General features: G+C 70.5%; 13 protein-coding genes and 1 pseudogene. 4 read left to right on the top strand and 10 right to left on the bottom strand.

Annotated features, from left to right (window positions below; translation table 11 throughout):
* Positions 1-130: 130 nt before the first annotated feature.
* Positions 131-667, bottom strand: a complete 537-nt coding sequence (locus ACFWV3_RS07810) for a sortase domain-bontaining protein (RefSeq protein WP_382409516.1) — start codon at positions 665-667, stop codon at positions 131-133.
* 289 nt (positions 668-956) lie between these two features.
* Between ACFWV3_RS07810 and ACFWV3_RS07805 the strand changes: the two are divergent.
* Positions 957-1834 (top strand): annotated as a pseudogene (locus tag ACFWV3_RS07805) (IS5 family transposase).
* A gap of 18 nt (positions 1835-1852) precedes the next feature.
* Here the strand turns inward: ACFWV3_RS07805 and ACFWV3_RS07800 are convergent.
* Entirely contained in the window at positions 1853-3256 is a 1404-nt protein-coding gene (locus ACFWV3_RS07800) for an NAD(P)H-quinone dehydrogenase (protein WP_382409514.1), read from the bottom strand.
* Positions 3257-3365: 109 nt separating this feature from the next.
* Between ACFWV3_RS07800 and ACFWV3_RS07795 the strand changes: the two genes are divergently transcribed.
* On the top strand, positions 3366-3815 hold the full coding sequence (locus tag ACFWV3_RS07795) for a gamma-glutamylcyclotransferase family protein (protein ID WP_045317832.1): 450 nt from the start codon (positions 3366-3368) through the stop codon (positions 3813-3815).
* Between the two features lie 195 nt (positions 3816-4010).
* Here the strand turns inward: ACFWV3_RS07795 and ACFWV3_RS07790 are convergent, their stop codons facing one another.
* The 8 genes from ACFWV3_RS07790 to ACFWV3_RS07755 all read right to left on the bottom strand — a co-directional run bounded on the left by ACFWV3_RS07790 (position 4011) and on the right by ACFWV3_RS07755 (position 10447).
* The gene (locus ACFWV3_RS07790; protein ID WP_382409511.1) at positions 4011-4820 is read right to left on the bottom strand and encodes an ESX secretion-associated protein EspG; all 810 of its coding nucleotides are present in this window, start codon (positions 4818-4820) and stop codon (positions 4011-4013) included.
* Complete coding sequence (locus ACFWV3_RS07785) at positions 4820-6013, bottom strand: PPE domain-containing protein (RefSeq protein ID WP_382409509.1); 1194 nt, start codon at positions 6011-6013, stop codon at positions 4820-4822. Before ACFWV3_RS07785 ends, ACFWV3_RS07790 begins: the two co-directional genes overlap by 1 nt.
* A gap of 2 nt (positions 6014-6015) precedes the next feature.
* Positions 6016-6321: a transcriptional regulator gene (locus ACFWV3_RS07780; RefSeq protein ID WP_382409507.1), complete on the bottom strand. Its 306-nt coding sequence runs from the start codon at positions 6319-6321 to the stop codon at positions 6016-6018.
* A gap of 157 nt (positions 6322-6478) precedes the next feature.
* The gene (locus ACFWV3_RS07775) at positions 6479-7063 is read right to left on the bottom strand and encodes a DUF3558 domain-containing protein (protein WP_382409505.1); all 585 of its coding nucleotides are present in this window, start codon (positions 7061-7063) and stop codon (positions 6479-6481) included.
* 6 nt (positions 7064-7069) lie between these two features.
* The gene (locus tag ACFWV3_RS07770; protein WP_382409503.1) at positions 7070-7636 is read right to left on the bottom strand and encodes a GNAT family N-acetyltransferase; all 567 of its coding nucleotides are present in this window, start codon (positions 7634-7636) and stop codon (positions 7070-7072) included.
* A 9-nt stretch (positions 7637-7645) separates the two neighbouring features.
* Positions 7646-8281 (bottom strand): HAD-IA family hydrolase, encoded by a 636-nt coding sequence (locus tag ACFWV3_RS07765; protein ID WP_382409501.1) that lies wholly within the window; start codon positions 8279-8281, stop codon positions 7646-7648.
* Positions 8260-8646, bottom strand: coding sequence for a DUF1707 domain-containing protein (locus ACFWV3_RS07760; RefSeq protein ID WP_382409499.1), 387 nt, complete (start codon positions 8644-8646; stop codon positions 8260-8262). The genes ACFWV3_RS07765 and ACFWV3_RS07760 overlap by 22 nt, the downstream gene beginning before the upstream one ends.
* 31 nt (positions 8647-8677) lie before the next feature.
* Positions 8678-10447 carry an acetyl/propionyl/methylcrotonyl-CoA carboxylase subunit alpha gene (locus tag ACFWV3_RS07755; RefSeq protein ID WP_382409497.1) on the bottom strand — a complete coding sequence of 590 codons (1770 nt, stop codon included), beginning with the start codon at positions 10445-10447 and terminating at the stop codon, positions 8678-8680.
* 158 nt (positions 10448-10605) lie between these two features.
* Between ACFWV3_RS07755 and ACFWV3_RS07750 the strand changes: the two genes are divergently transcribed.
* Both ACFWV3_RS07750 and ACFWV3_RS07745 read left to right on the top strand, forming a co-directional pair.
* Entirely contained in the window at positions 10606-11235 is a 630-nt protein-coding gene (locus ACFWV3_RS07750; RefSeq protein WP_382409495.1) for a hypothetical protein, read from the top strand.
* 93 nt (positions 11236-11328) lie between these two features.
* Positions 11329-12336 carry a hypothetical protein gene (locus tag ACFWV3_RS07745; protein WP_382409493.1) on the top strand — a complete coding sequence of 336 codons (1008 nt, stop codon included), beginning with the start codon at positions 11329-11331 and terminating at the stop codon, positions 12334-12336.
* Positions 12337-12358: the final 22 nt, after the last annotated feature.

Raw genomic sequence — 12358 nt, 5'->3', positions numbered from 1 at the left:
GGGCACGACCCCGGCCAGCGACGCGCCCCCCGCGCAGTCGGCAGTGTCACCAAACGCCCAGACGGGCACCCCCTAGCCCCCCCCCTCCCCCCCTCCCGTCACCTGCGTCCGGCATCGCGTGCCGGGCTTGTCACTGCGCCGGAGCTGCGTGCACGATCACGTTGTCGCGGGTGCCGCACGTGATCAGCCGCAGCCCCTCCTCCTTCTCGTCCCGCGCGACGGCTTCGGCGAAGAAGTCGTCGCGGATCACCCTTTCCGTGCGGGACACGGTGAAGCGGGCGAGCGTACCGTCCTTCTTGGACACTTCGACGACGTCGCCCTGGGACAGGTCGTTCAACCGGTAGAAGACGCCTCTGGCCTTGTTGCTCTCGATCCGTCCGACGATGATCCACTGCTTGGCGTGCGTCTGGTGCCAGCCTGCCTGCATGCCCTCGTTGGCCGGCGGCATCTCGACCACGCCCTGCGCGTCGAGCCCGAGCGCGACCAACGAGGACCGCACGCCGATCCGCTCGATCCGCAGTTCCACCGGGTCGGAGGTACCGAGCGGCGACACCACCGGCGGCGGAGCTGCCTCGCTCGTCGCCGCCGACGGCTTCGGTGCCGGGCCCTGTGAACAGGCGGTGGCCAATGCCACGGTCAGCACCGCGATCAAGACACGAGTCCCCACGAACCTATTGACGCACATCCGGTGGGTTCGTTGCTCGTCCAATCCAGACTGATCGAGAACCGGTACCTTTCCCGGCTCGGATCAGCCGGTGCCGCCCACACCGGTCCGCGAAGCGCCCTTCGGCTGCACGACCGGCGCCTTCGACCGCGGGCACGCCGCTGTCCACTTCGGACGCCGCCGGCGACGGCGGTGTGGTGGGTATGACCACGCGTGTCCGAGGCAAGGTTGCCGTCGTCACCTAGGGCGTGTCCTGCGGATCTTTCTCATGATCGTGTGCAGATGATGGTCTGTGGTCGGACGTGGTGAGCTGACGGACAAGGCCTGGGCGGTGATCGAACCGTTGCTGCCCGCGCAGAGCGGGCAGCGCGGTGGCCGGTGGCGTAGCCACCGGCAGGTGATCAACGCGATCCTGTGGAAGGAACGCACCGGTGCGCCCTGGCGTGACCTGCCCGAACGCTATGGGCCGTGGAAGACCGCGCACGAGCGGCTGCGCAAGTGGACCGCGGACGGGACGTGGGACCGGATCCTGGAGCACGTGATCATCAAAGACGACTCACTCGGGACGCTGCAGGACAATGTGGCGTTCGTCGTCAGCGTCGACTCCACCAGTGTCCGGGCGCATCAGCACGCGGCCGGGGCCCGGAAAAAGGGGGCTGCGCGGACTGGATCGAAGCCCTCGCCGTCGACGGGGAATGCCTCGGACGCTCCCGCGGAGGACTGACCACCAAACTCCACCTGGCCGTCGACGCCAACGGGTTGCCGCTGGCGGTGATCCTCACCCCAGGGCAGGCCGGCGACAACCCGCAACTGCTGCCGCTGCTCGACGACATCCGCGACATCGACGTCGACGGGCAACGAGTGCGGGTGGGGCGGGTGATCGCCGACAAGGCTTACACCCACCAGAGCACCCGCATCGCGTTACGGCAGCAACGGATCAAGGTCACCATCCCTGAACGCATCGACCAGATCGCCCGCCGCAAGGCCAAGGGCTCGGCCGGTGGCAGGCCACCGGCCTTCGACCCCGATCTCTACAAGCTGCGCAATGTGGTCGAGCGCTGCTTCAACCGGCTCAAGCAGTTCCGCGGCCTGGCAACCCGGTTCGCGAAACGAGCCGCCTACCACCGCGCCGAGATCATCCTGGCCTGCATCGTCCTCCACTTGAGGTGAAGATCCGCAGGACACTCCCTAGTCGAGATCGTCGTGCCGCATCAGCTGGCGGCCGGCCTCCGTGATGGAGCCCGTGAGCGACGGGTAGACCGAGAACGTCGTGGCGAGGTGCTCGACCGTGAGCTGGTTCTGCACGGCCATCGCGATCGGCAGGATGAGCTCGCTCGCGTTCGGGGCCACGACGACGCCGCCGATGACCACGCCGGTGGCCGGGCGGCAGAACAGCTTCACGAAGCCGCGGCGCAACCCCTCCATCTTGGCGCGGGGGTTCGTGGCGAGCGGCAGCATGATCGTGCGGGCGGGGACCTCGCCCGAGTCGATCGCCTGCTGGCTGATGCCGACGCTCGCGATCTCCGGGTTGGTGAAGACGTTCGCGGCGACGGTCTTGAGCTTGATCGGGCTGACGCCCTCGCCCAGCGCGTGCCACATCGCGATGCGGCCCTGCATGGCGGCGACGGACGCGAGCAGCAGCACACCGGTGCAGTCGCCGGCCGCGTAGACGCCGCTGACGTTGGTCCTGCTCACCCGGTCGACGGGGATGTAGCCGCCGCGCCCGAGCTCGATGCCGATCTTGTCGAGGCCGATGTCGGTGGTGTTGGGCACCGAGCCGACGGTCATCAGGGCGTGCGACGCCTCGATCGTGCGACCGTCTTCCAGGTGGATCAGCACGCCGTCGCCGGTGTTCTCGACCTTGTCCGCGCGGGCGTGCTTGACGACGGCCGTGCCGCGCTCGGCGAACACGTCCTCGAGCACCGCGGCCGCGTCGGCGTCCTCGTGGGGGAGCACCCGGTCCCGGCTGGAGACCATCGTCACCTTCACGCCCATCTCGGTGTAGGCGCTGGCGAACTCGACACCGGTGACGCCGGACCCGATCACCGCGAGGTGTTCGGGCAGCTCGGGGAGGTCGTAGATCTGCCGCCAGGTGAGGATGCGCTTGCCGTCGGGCTCCGCGCCCTGCAACACGCGCGGCGTGGCGCCCGTTGCGATGAGCACCACATCGGCGTCGAGGACCTCCTCGGTCCCGTCCACGCCGATGGCGACGACCTGGTGCTGCGCGAGCCCGCGCGAGTCGTCGGCGAACTTCGCCCGGCCGTTGATCAGCCGGACACCCTCGCGCTGCAGCCGCGCCCGCACGTCCGCGGACTGGGCGAGAGCGAGGCCCTTCACCCGACCGTGTACGACCGGTAGGTCGACCGCGGCGGCCTCGTTGTTGGTCTGAATGCCCAGCTCACCGGCGTTGCGGAAGGCGCTGCGAGCCCCCGCCGACGCGATGAAGGTCTTGGACGGCACGCAGTCGTACAACACGCACGCGCCACCGGCCCCGTCGTTCTCCACCACGGTCACGTCGGCGCCGTGCTGCGCCGCGACCAGGGCTGCCTCGTAACCTGCGGGTCCGCCGCCCATGATGACGATGCGGGTCACGATCAGTTCCCTTCTGCGTGCTTGCTGGCCGGCACAACCGTACGCGTTGCCCGAATCGCGCGTGTCGTCAGTACCGAAAGCTGATCGTCGGGTCGCTACGCTGTCGGACGTGCCGCTCTATGCCGCGTACGGGTCGAACATGGATCCGAACCAGATGATGGAGCGAGCCCCGTACTCCCCGCTCGCGGGGACCGGCTGGCTCGTCGGTTGGCGTCTGACGTTCGGTGGCGAGGACCTCGGCTGGGAAGGCGCCCTCGCGACGATCGTCGAGGAGCCCGACCAGCAGACGTTCTGCGTGCTCTACGACGTCTCCCCGCGCGACGAGTCGCGCCTGGACCGCTGGGAGGGCGCGCTCGGCCTGTACAAGAAGATCCGGCTGCGCGTGCAGACCCTCGAGGGGTCCGTGGTGGCGTGGCTCTACGTGCTGGACGCCTACGAGGGCGGGTTGCCGTCCGCCCGGTACATCGGTGTGGTCGCCGATGCCGCCGAGGCCGCTGGGGCGCCGGACGACTACGTGAACGACCTGCGGACTCGGCCCTGTCAGGGGATCGGGCCGTGATCGTGGCTGGTCACGCCGGGGGCTGACGGCAAGCGGGGACGTCGAGTTCCGGCGTGGTTGCGTGTCGCGACTTCGTCGCGAGGCGATTGGTTGCGTCATCACCGCTGCCCAGCCGGGTTCGGGAAGACTGCACGCCTTCGGCATCGCTCGGCCTCGCCGCGGCCTCCGAGGCCGCGACACGCCCGGCCGTCCGCGCTACTTCGAACCCGTCGCCTCCGCCAGCAGCTCCACCAGGTGGTGGTGCATGCGCCGGTAGTCCACCGGCGTGATCGTCGACCAGGGCTGCTGTCCCTCGGTCCCGCGGCGCATCTGCAGGTAGCGGCCCTTCGGGGTGTCGTAGAACGCCACCACGCGGTCCGGGCGCACGCGCTTGCCCCACTTGTCGCGGGCGGCGGCGCCGAACTGGCCCCTGTTCGTGGCGTCGCGGACCATCTCGGCCAGGGTGAGGGCGTCGTCGTCGCGCAGGCTGCCTCGGAGTGCCTCGGCCAGTTCCTCGGGGGAGGCGGCTGAGGCGGCTGCTGCGTCCAGGTCGGTGGAGGGCAAGGTGATCGAGTGGCCTTCGCCCGCCTGGGCCGTGGGGAGTGCGGTCAGGGCCTCGCGAGGCAGTCCGTCGGCTTCGGCGGGGCGCAGGACCAGCTGGCCGCTGTCCAGGACCGCCAGCACGCCCGCCTGGCCCTTGCCGGCGGCCAGGACGCGGACGCTGCGCTCGTTCAGCCACATGCGGGCGTCGATCTCCTGCTGCGGGCGGTTCAGCACGTGCAGCAGGTCTTCCAGGGTCGGGTCCAGGGAACGCGGGCCGCCCAGGCCGCGGGCTCCCAGCTGGCGCCAGACCTGGTCCTCGATGCCCCGGCGCTCCTCGCGGGTCTTGCCCGGCGAGGGCACCTTGAGCACGAGCGGCATCGTCTCCAGGCCCAGGTGCTCCCAGAGGACGTCGAACTCCAGCGTGGAGATGATCACCGGGTCGCGCGTGTCGCTCGTCCCGGCGTCCAAGCCGAACAGGGTCATCAGTCGGTCGAGCTCTCCCCGATCACGGGCAGCGAGTAGCTGCCGACGCCGTAGATGTCGTCGCGTTCGCGCAGGTAGTCGGCGGCCTTGTGCTCCAGGTCCTCCTCGTCCTCACCCTTGCGCGGCCCCATGCCGCCGAAGGGGTCGAACGACTGCGGCATCGGCACGGCCCTGCGGTGGATCTGGTCGCCGTTCTGCGAACCGACCGTGCCCATCGGGCCCATGGCGGAGCCCGCCGCGTTGGCGACGCTCGCCGTGTGGCCCTGGTTCATGACCGTGCCCATCGCGGCACCGGACGACATCGTGGCGCCGTCCTCCATGAACTTCGCCTGCTCGGCGCCGCCGTTCTGCGAGCTCGACCGGCTGCCGGAGCGCTGGCCTGGCAGGCCGACGCCCGCGGTGCCCGTGCCACCGGGACCGCCGGTGTTCGTCGTGATCGTGGTCGACAGGTGCTTCGTGTTCGAGACCGGCGTCGACGTGCTGGAGGTGCGCGTCGTGGAACCCGGCGTCGACGTGGTGCGCGGCGGGGTCGTGGTCGACCCGCGCGTGCCCGAGCCGTTGCGGCCGCCCGTGACGGCGCCGTTGGAGCCGTGCGGGCCGACGCCCCAGACACCGGCCGTGCCGATGTGCGCGCCGCCGCCGTGCGTCACGCCCGTGCCGCTGATCTGCAGCTGCGGCGGCTGGCTGAACTGGCCGAGCGTCGAGGTGTTCGCCGTCGTGGACGACGCGTAGGTGGTCATGACCTCACGGGCGCGGCGCTCGGCGGCGTCCTGGGCCGCCTCCTGCTTCTCGTGGTCGGTCTGGCCGCCGAAGAGGTGGGTGAGGCCGGTGACCAGGGCACCCGGCTGCTCCGCGGTCACGTTGACCGGGGCCGGCATGTCCGCACGGGCCTTCGAGACGTAGCCGGCCTGCAGCTCGGCCGAGTAGCGCATGACGTCCGCGCCGGTGCGCGCGCTGTCGGCCCACGACGCGATCGGGTTCAGGCCCGCCTGCGCGAGGTCGGCCGCCTTGCCGGACCACTTGGCGCCGGACAGCGTGATGCCGCTGTGCAGGTCGTCGTTGATCTCGGTCAGCGCTGCCGACACGCCCTGCCAGCGCTCCATCGACGTGAACGACGCCGCGGGGCCCGGACCTGCGTGGATGCGCTCGTACAGCTCCTTGTGGCTGTATCCCTGCCAGCGGTGATCGGCCATGGTCAGCACCCGCTCTTGTTCAGCATGCCGGTGTTGTCGCCCTCGACCACGTTGTACTGCCGCTCGATCTGGTTGAGGTTGTCCATCGCGGTCTTGAGCTGACGCTGGTAGTTCAGCAGCGCCTGCAGGGCCGAGTCGCCGTCGGCGATCGACCGGTCGTTGAACTTCTCGGCGGCCTCGGCGCTCACCGGGTCACCCGCCCACGGGCGGACGCGGAACTCCGTGATGGCCATCTCGATCTGCTTGTCGAGCTTCGTCAGCGCGGCCGAGAACGTGTTGCGCAACGCCGGGATGGCCTCCGGTTCCACGTTCAGCTGATGCTGGACGGGTGGCGAGGAGTCAGCCCCGCTGCGTCCTCCTGGCGGCATCGCGAAACCTCCGGCGGTCGTGCGTACAAGCGCGTCGTCACTCTATCCACCCAAGGTAACGCTGTGGAGTGCGATCAGTGACATCCGCCCGTGTGGGTCAGCGCTTCTGGAGCAAAGTGGCCATCACGGCCTCTGCCACCCGAAGGGCGCCGAGGCACAGGTGGTCCTGCGGCACGGCGGTCGAGTTGCCGCCGTCGCGGAACATGACGTCGACGAACTGCCCATTCGCAACGTCTATTTCCACATTGCAGACGTCGTGCACGTCGGGTGTGCGGACAGTGATCGCCGCGAACCCCTCGATCGTCCCGACCGTGTAATCGACCTGGGCGTTCTCCGAGAGCCACACGTCGGCCCCCGACGCGAGCACGAGTGCGATCCTCGCCACATTCCCGCTCGTCGTGCTCCGGATCGTGCACGCCTTGGCCCCGCCGAAGCTCGTCTCGACGTACGCGCTGGGCGGGTTGTCGAGGCTCAGCGCCATGAGCTGGTCCGGCGAGAGGATCGCGCACGGCTCCACCGCGTCGAGCGGTACCTCACGCGGCCGCTGGGGGAAGTCCATCCGCGAGACCGACGTGGTCGGTGGAGGGGGCGGTGGCGGCGGTGTGGTCAGCGAGCTCTGCCGCGGCACGGCCGTGCATCCGGCCACTGCCACCGCGACGATCAGGAGCGCCGGGGTCCGCATGGCGGGTCACGGTAGCTGCTCGGGCACCGGGTCCGTGGCCAGCCGTGACCACTGCAACTCGTCGACGTGCTGGTCATCGATGACATCGCTGCCGCGAAGACGACCCTCCAGGGTGAACCCGCACTTCTCGGGGACCCGCTGCGAGGACGTGTTGAACACGGCGTGCTTGTAGACGATCCGCTGCATCTCCCCCGGACCGAACACCCAGCCCAGCGCGGCGTCGAGCGCCCGCGGCAGGACGCCCTTGCCGCGGTGGGCGGGGTGGGTCCAGCAGGTGACCTCGGCGGAGGAGAGGTGACGGTCGATGTTGTGGAAGATGAGCCCGGCCACCAGGTCGCCGCTGACCGCGTCGCACACCGCCCACGAGAAGCGGTAACCCTTCTCCCAGCCCATGGTCATGAACTGGATGAACATCTCCGCGGCCGGCGGGCCGCTGATGATCATGCGGTTCATGTACCGGGCGGTCGACGGGTCCGCGTGGATCTCGACGAGCGCTGCCACGTCGCTGATGCGGTCGTCGTTGCGGAAGGCGCGCAGGTAGTACTCGCCCGCGTTGATCTCTACTGGCTCCACGCGACGACACTAGTGCTCGCTGGTGAACCCGTCGTGCCGTTCCGCCAGATCGTCGAGCTCCTCGCGGTGCGCGGAGGCCGGCGTGCCGTCGGGGGCCGTGGTCAGCTCGACGACCCAGTCCACGTCCTCGGCGTCGTCCTCGCCCGCCAGCATGTCCCGGTGCACCTCGCACGGGCCCCAGCCGTCCTCGAGCAACGACGAGGCCAGCTCCTCGGCCTCGTCGCGGTCCGGGAGGACCAGCAGCACGGTCGCGGGGATCAGGCCGCGCACCGCGAGCGCCGTCCGCAACGTCGCCGTGTCCGGCACGTGCACGCCGTCGAGTCCCGCCTCCCGCGCGGCGGCCGCGTTCTCGGCCGTGTCGTCGCAGAACACGCCGGTCGAGTAGCCGAACTCGGCGAGCACCCGGCGGTAGATCGCGGGGTCGGGCTTCGCGAGGCCCAGCCGGGACGAGTTGAAGACCGCGTCGACCTCGGTGTCGATCTCGGTGTCGGAGTGAGCCGTGTCGGACAGCACCGCGACGAAGCACTGCTGCTTGGCCGTGCGCACCAACGCCAGCGCCTCGGGGATCGCCGCACCGCCCACCGTGCGCAGCACGCCGTCGAGGCCCAGCAGCAGCAACGGTTTCAGCGCCGGCGTCCGTTCCACTGACCCCACAGCAGTGCCACCGCGGGGATGAGCAGGAAGATCAACGGGTTCTTCACCAGCACGAAGAACGCGATCACCACGGCCACGCCCACCACCGGGATCACCGCGCCCTCCCACCGGCGGGAGGGGGCGCGGGACGGTTCGGGGAACAGCGCCATCGGGGTCGCGAACTGCGGCCGCGGGTCCGGCAGGTCGTGGAACAACGCCATCAGGTCGCCGCGGGTCTTCGCGGTGGTGATCTTCGCGGACCGGTCGCCGTACTCGGTGATGTCGATGCGGCCCGCGCTCATGTGCTCGCCGAGCACCTGCAACGCCTGCTGGCGTTCGGCGTCACCGACGCGGATGTCCCTGGACGGGTCGCTCACGCACCCAATCGTAGGTGAGCGACCCGAGGGCTCAGTCCTTCAGCTCGCAGATCACGGTGCCCTGGGTGATCGGGTCGCCGGGCGAGGCCGCCAGACCCGTCACGGTGCCGGCCTTGTGCGCCGTCACCGGGTTCTCCATCTTCATGGCCTCCAGCACGACGATCAGGTCGCCCGCCTCGACGGTCTGCCCGTCCTCGACGGCCACCTTCACGATCGTGCCCTGCATCGGCGCCGCCACCGCGTCACCGGACACGGCGGCCGAACCGCCACCCCCGCGCTTCGCCTTGGGCTTCTTCGAGGCAGCGGCGGCAGCGGGACGGGACCCCACCGCGAGGTCACCCGGCAGTGAGACTTCCAGGCGACGGCCGCCGACCTCGACCACCACGGTCTGGCGCGGCGTCTCGTCCTCGGCACCCGAAGCGCCACCGGAGAACGGCTCGATCCGGTTGTCGAACTCCGTCTCGATCCACCGGGTGTGCACGGTGAAGCCCTCGGGCTTCTCGGCGGTGAACGCCGCGTCGCGCACGATCACGCGGTGGAACGGCAGCACGGTCGCCATGCCCTCGACGACCATCTCGTCCAGCGCGCGGCGGGCACGGGCCAGGGCGTCCTCGCGGGTCTCGCCGGTGACGATCAGCTTGGCCAGCAGCGAGTCGAACTGCCCGCCGATCACCGAGCCGCTCTCGACACCGGCGTCCACGCGGACACCGGGACCGGACGGCGCGGTGAACGTGGTGACCGTGCCGGGTGCGGGCAGGAAGCCGCGACCGGCGTCCTCGCCGTTGATCCGGAACTCGATCGAGTGCGCGCGGGCGGGCGGGTCCTCGGTGTACCGGAGCTTCTCGCCCGCGGCGATGCGGAACTGCTCGCGCACCAGGTCGAGGCCCGTCGTCTCCTCCGAGACCGGGTGTTCGACCTGCAGGCGGGTGTTGACCTCGAGGAACGAGATCGACCCGTCGAGGCCGACGAGGTACTCGACGGTGCCGGCGCCGTGGTAGCCCGCCTCCAGGCAGATCGCCTTGGCGGACGAGTGGATCGTGGCGCGCTGCTCGTCGGTGAGGAACGGCGCGGGCGCCTCCTCGACCAGCTTCTGGTGGCGGCGCTGCAGCGAGCAGTCGCGGGTGCCGACGACGATCACGTTGCCGTGGGTGTCGGCGAGGACCTGCGCCTCGACGTGGCGCGGCTTGTCCAGGTAGCGCTCGACGAAGCACTCGCCGCGGCCGAACGCCGTGACGGCCTCGCGGACCGCCGAGTCGAACAGCTCGGGGATCTCCTCCTCCGTCCGCGCCACCTTCAGGCCGCGGCCGCCACCACCGAACGCCGCCTTGATCGCGACGGGCAGACCGTGCTCGCGGGCGAACGCGATGATCTCGTCGGGGCCGTTGACCGGGTCCTTGGTGCCGGGCACCAGCGGCGCGCCCGCGCGCATCGCGATGTGCCGCGCGGTCACCTTGTCGCCGAGGTCGCGGATCGCCTGCGGGGTCGGGCCGATCCACACCAGACCGGCGTCGAGCACGGCCTGGGCGAACTCGGCGTTCTCGGACAGGAAGCCGTACCCGGGGTGGACGGAGTCGGCGCCGGACTGAGCGGCGGCGTTCAGCACCTTCTCGATCGACAGGTAGCTCTCGCCGGGGGTGTTCCCGCCGAGCGCGAACGCCTCGTCGGCGAGCCGGACGAACGGCGCGTCGCGGTCGGGGTCGGCGTAGACGGCGACGCTCGTCAGACCGGCGTCACGGCAGGCGCGGATGACCCGGACGGCGATCTCACCGCGGTTGGCGATGAGGACCTTGCGCAGCGACACGGCGTCGTACCTCCTGCTGGACCGGTAATTACGGCTCTGACTGGTGCCGCAGTCTACGGAAATAGACCATCTCGGAGAGGGAGAGACGGCTCACTTCACCACGGTCGTGCGCGCATCGGCCACAATCTCGGGATGTGGGTGCGTCCAGGTCTGTGCAGGTGACCGCAGTCGTTGCTGCCTTGATCGTCATCGCGGGGCTGGCGTTCGCCTATTTCCGCAGACCGGACAACACCGATTCAGATCAATACGGCAACGACACCGGAATGCGTTGCGGCACCACCGTCTGCCAGGTCGTCATCGGCAGGTCGGTCGGCGGCGACCTCGTCGAGCTGCTCGGGGGAACGGGTGGCGGGCGCATCCGGATGAGCGGCGAGTCCGGCCCGTTCGTGTTCGAGATGACCATCGCCGAGTCCGGTGCCGTGGTGACCGACAAGTCGCTGCAGTGCGTCGACGCGCAGGTCAGCGTCTGCCTCGTGCACGGCGCGCGCGGCACCGACCTGCTCGGCGAGGTGCTGGTCCGCAAGGACGGCACGTGGTCGCGCGCGCAGGCCTACCTGGCGACCGGCGGGTTCCTCGGCCTGCACGACGTGAACGAGGACGGCACGGCGGACGTCGTCGCGGTCCAGCTCGCGTGCGACGGCCAGTGCGCCGACGCGTTCGTGCAGGTGTTCTCGGTGCTGGGACCGGACCTCGGGTGCACGACGGCGGCAGCGGCCCGCGACCAGCTCCCCGGCTGGCCGGCCCCGGCGCCGAAGATGTCGCAGCTGCGTCCCTGCGCCGACTCCTGAGACTCCGCCGTCCGGGTGGCGGACGCCGTGATCGCCCCGCGGCCGGGCTCGCCTGGTCGATGGTGGAGCCCTGGCGCTCGGGGAGGGGGCTGGATGTCGGAAGGTGTTCGGCAGCGCAGGTCGCCGGCGGGGAAGCGGTTGCAGCGCGCCACGTTCGGCGGGCTGGGGTTGCTGGTCCTCGTGTTCTTCGCGGTCGGTGTCGTCGTCGCGCCGGAGGAGCCCGGCATGTGGCGGGGGCTCGTCCTGACGGTGGTCCCGGTGGTGTGGATCCTCGTCCGCTGGGGCCGCTACCGCAGGCCGGCGAAGGTCGAGCGGTGGCAGGACGTGGTCCCGGCACTGGTGCGGTCGCGCGAGGAGTACTGCCTGGTCCTGCGGGCCTTCGGCGAGGACGGGCGGATCACCCTCCCCGACGGCGCCGGCATGAAGGCACCGCACTCCAGCTGGTTCGTGCCCAACACCACCCTGGAGCAGGTGGTCGCCAAGGCCGTGCGGCGCAGCCTCGGCTTCACGACCTACGCCATCGTCGACCAGGACCTGCGCAAGGCCCCGCCGGGACCGGTCTGGCTGCGGGCGGGAGCCGAGTGGAAGACGCCCGTGGCGGCGCTCATCGCCCGTGCCCACTCGATCGTCCTGGTCCTGCCGCCGGGCCAGGAGGTGCGGGACGGGCTGAAGTGGGAGGTCGGGCAGATCACCCGGCGGGGGTTCCAGACGAGGACGACGGTGCTGCTGCCGCCACCCCGGCACGGTCGCTGGGTCGCCGAGGGGTATCCCGAGGCGTTCCGCAGCCTGTGCGTCGTGCTCGCGACGTTCGAGAGCTTCATCGGCGAGGTCGACGACGTCGGCCCGCTCGACGTCGAGGCGCTCAGGTCGCGGATCGCGGGCACCGAGCCGCCCAGCGTCATGATCGCGAAGATGAGCCGGAAAGGTCCCTTCGACGACCCCGAGCTGGCGTGCTGGAACGCGCCGAAGCGCAAGCTCGTCGGGGACGCGACCTACCTGGAGGCGCTGCACAAGCAGGGCGTCCTCTGGTCCACCGAGGCCGAGCTCTCCGGGTTCGGCTTCGACGCGCGCTATCCGGAGCCCTGGCCACCGGTGGACTGAGGGGGCGAAGACCGCTCTTCGC

This window comes from Lentzea sp. NPDC059081, from assembly GCF_042738015.1.
Taxonomy (GTDB): domain Bacteria; phylum Actinomycetota; class Actinomycetes; order Mycobacteriales; family Pseudonocardiaceae; genus Lentzea.
Note: the sequence above shows the minus strand (reverse complement) of the source record. Positions and strands in the feature narration are given on the sequence as shown.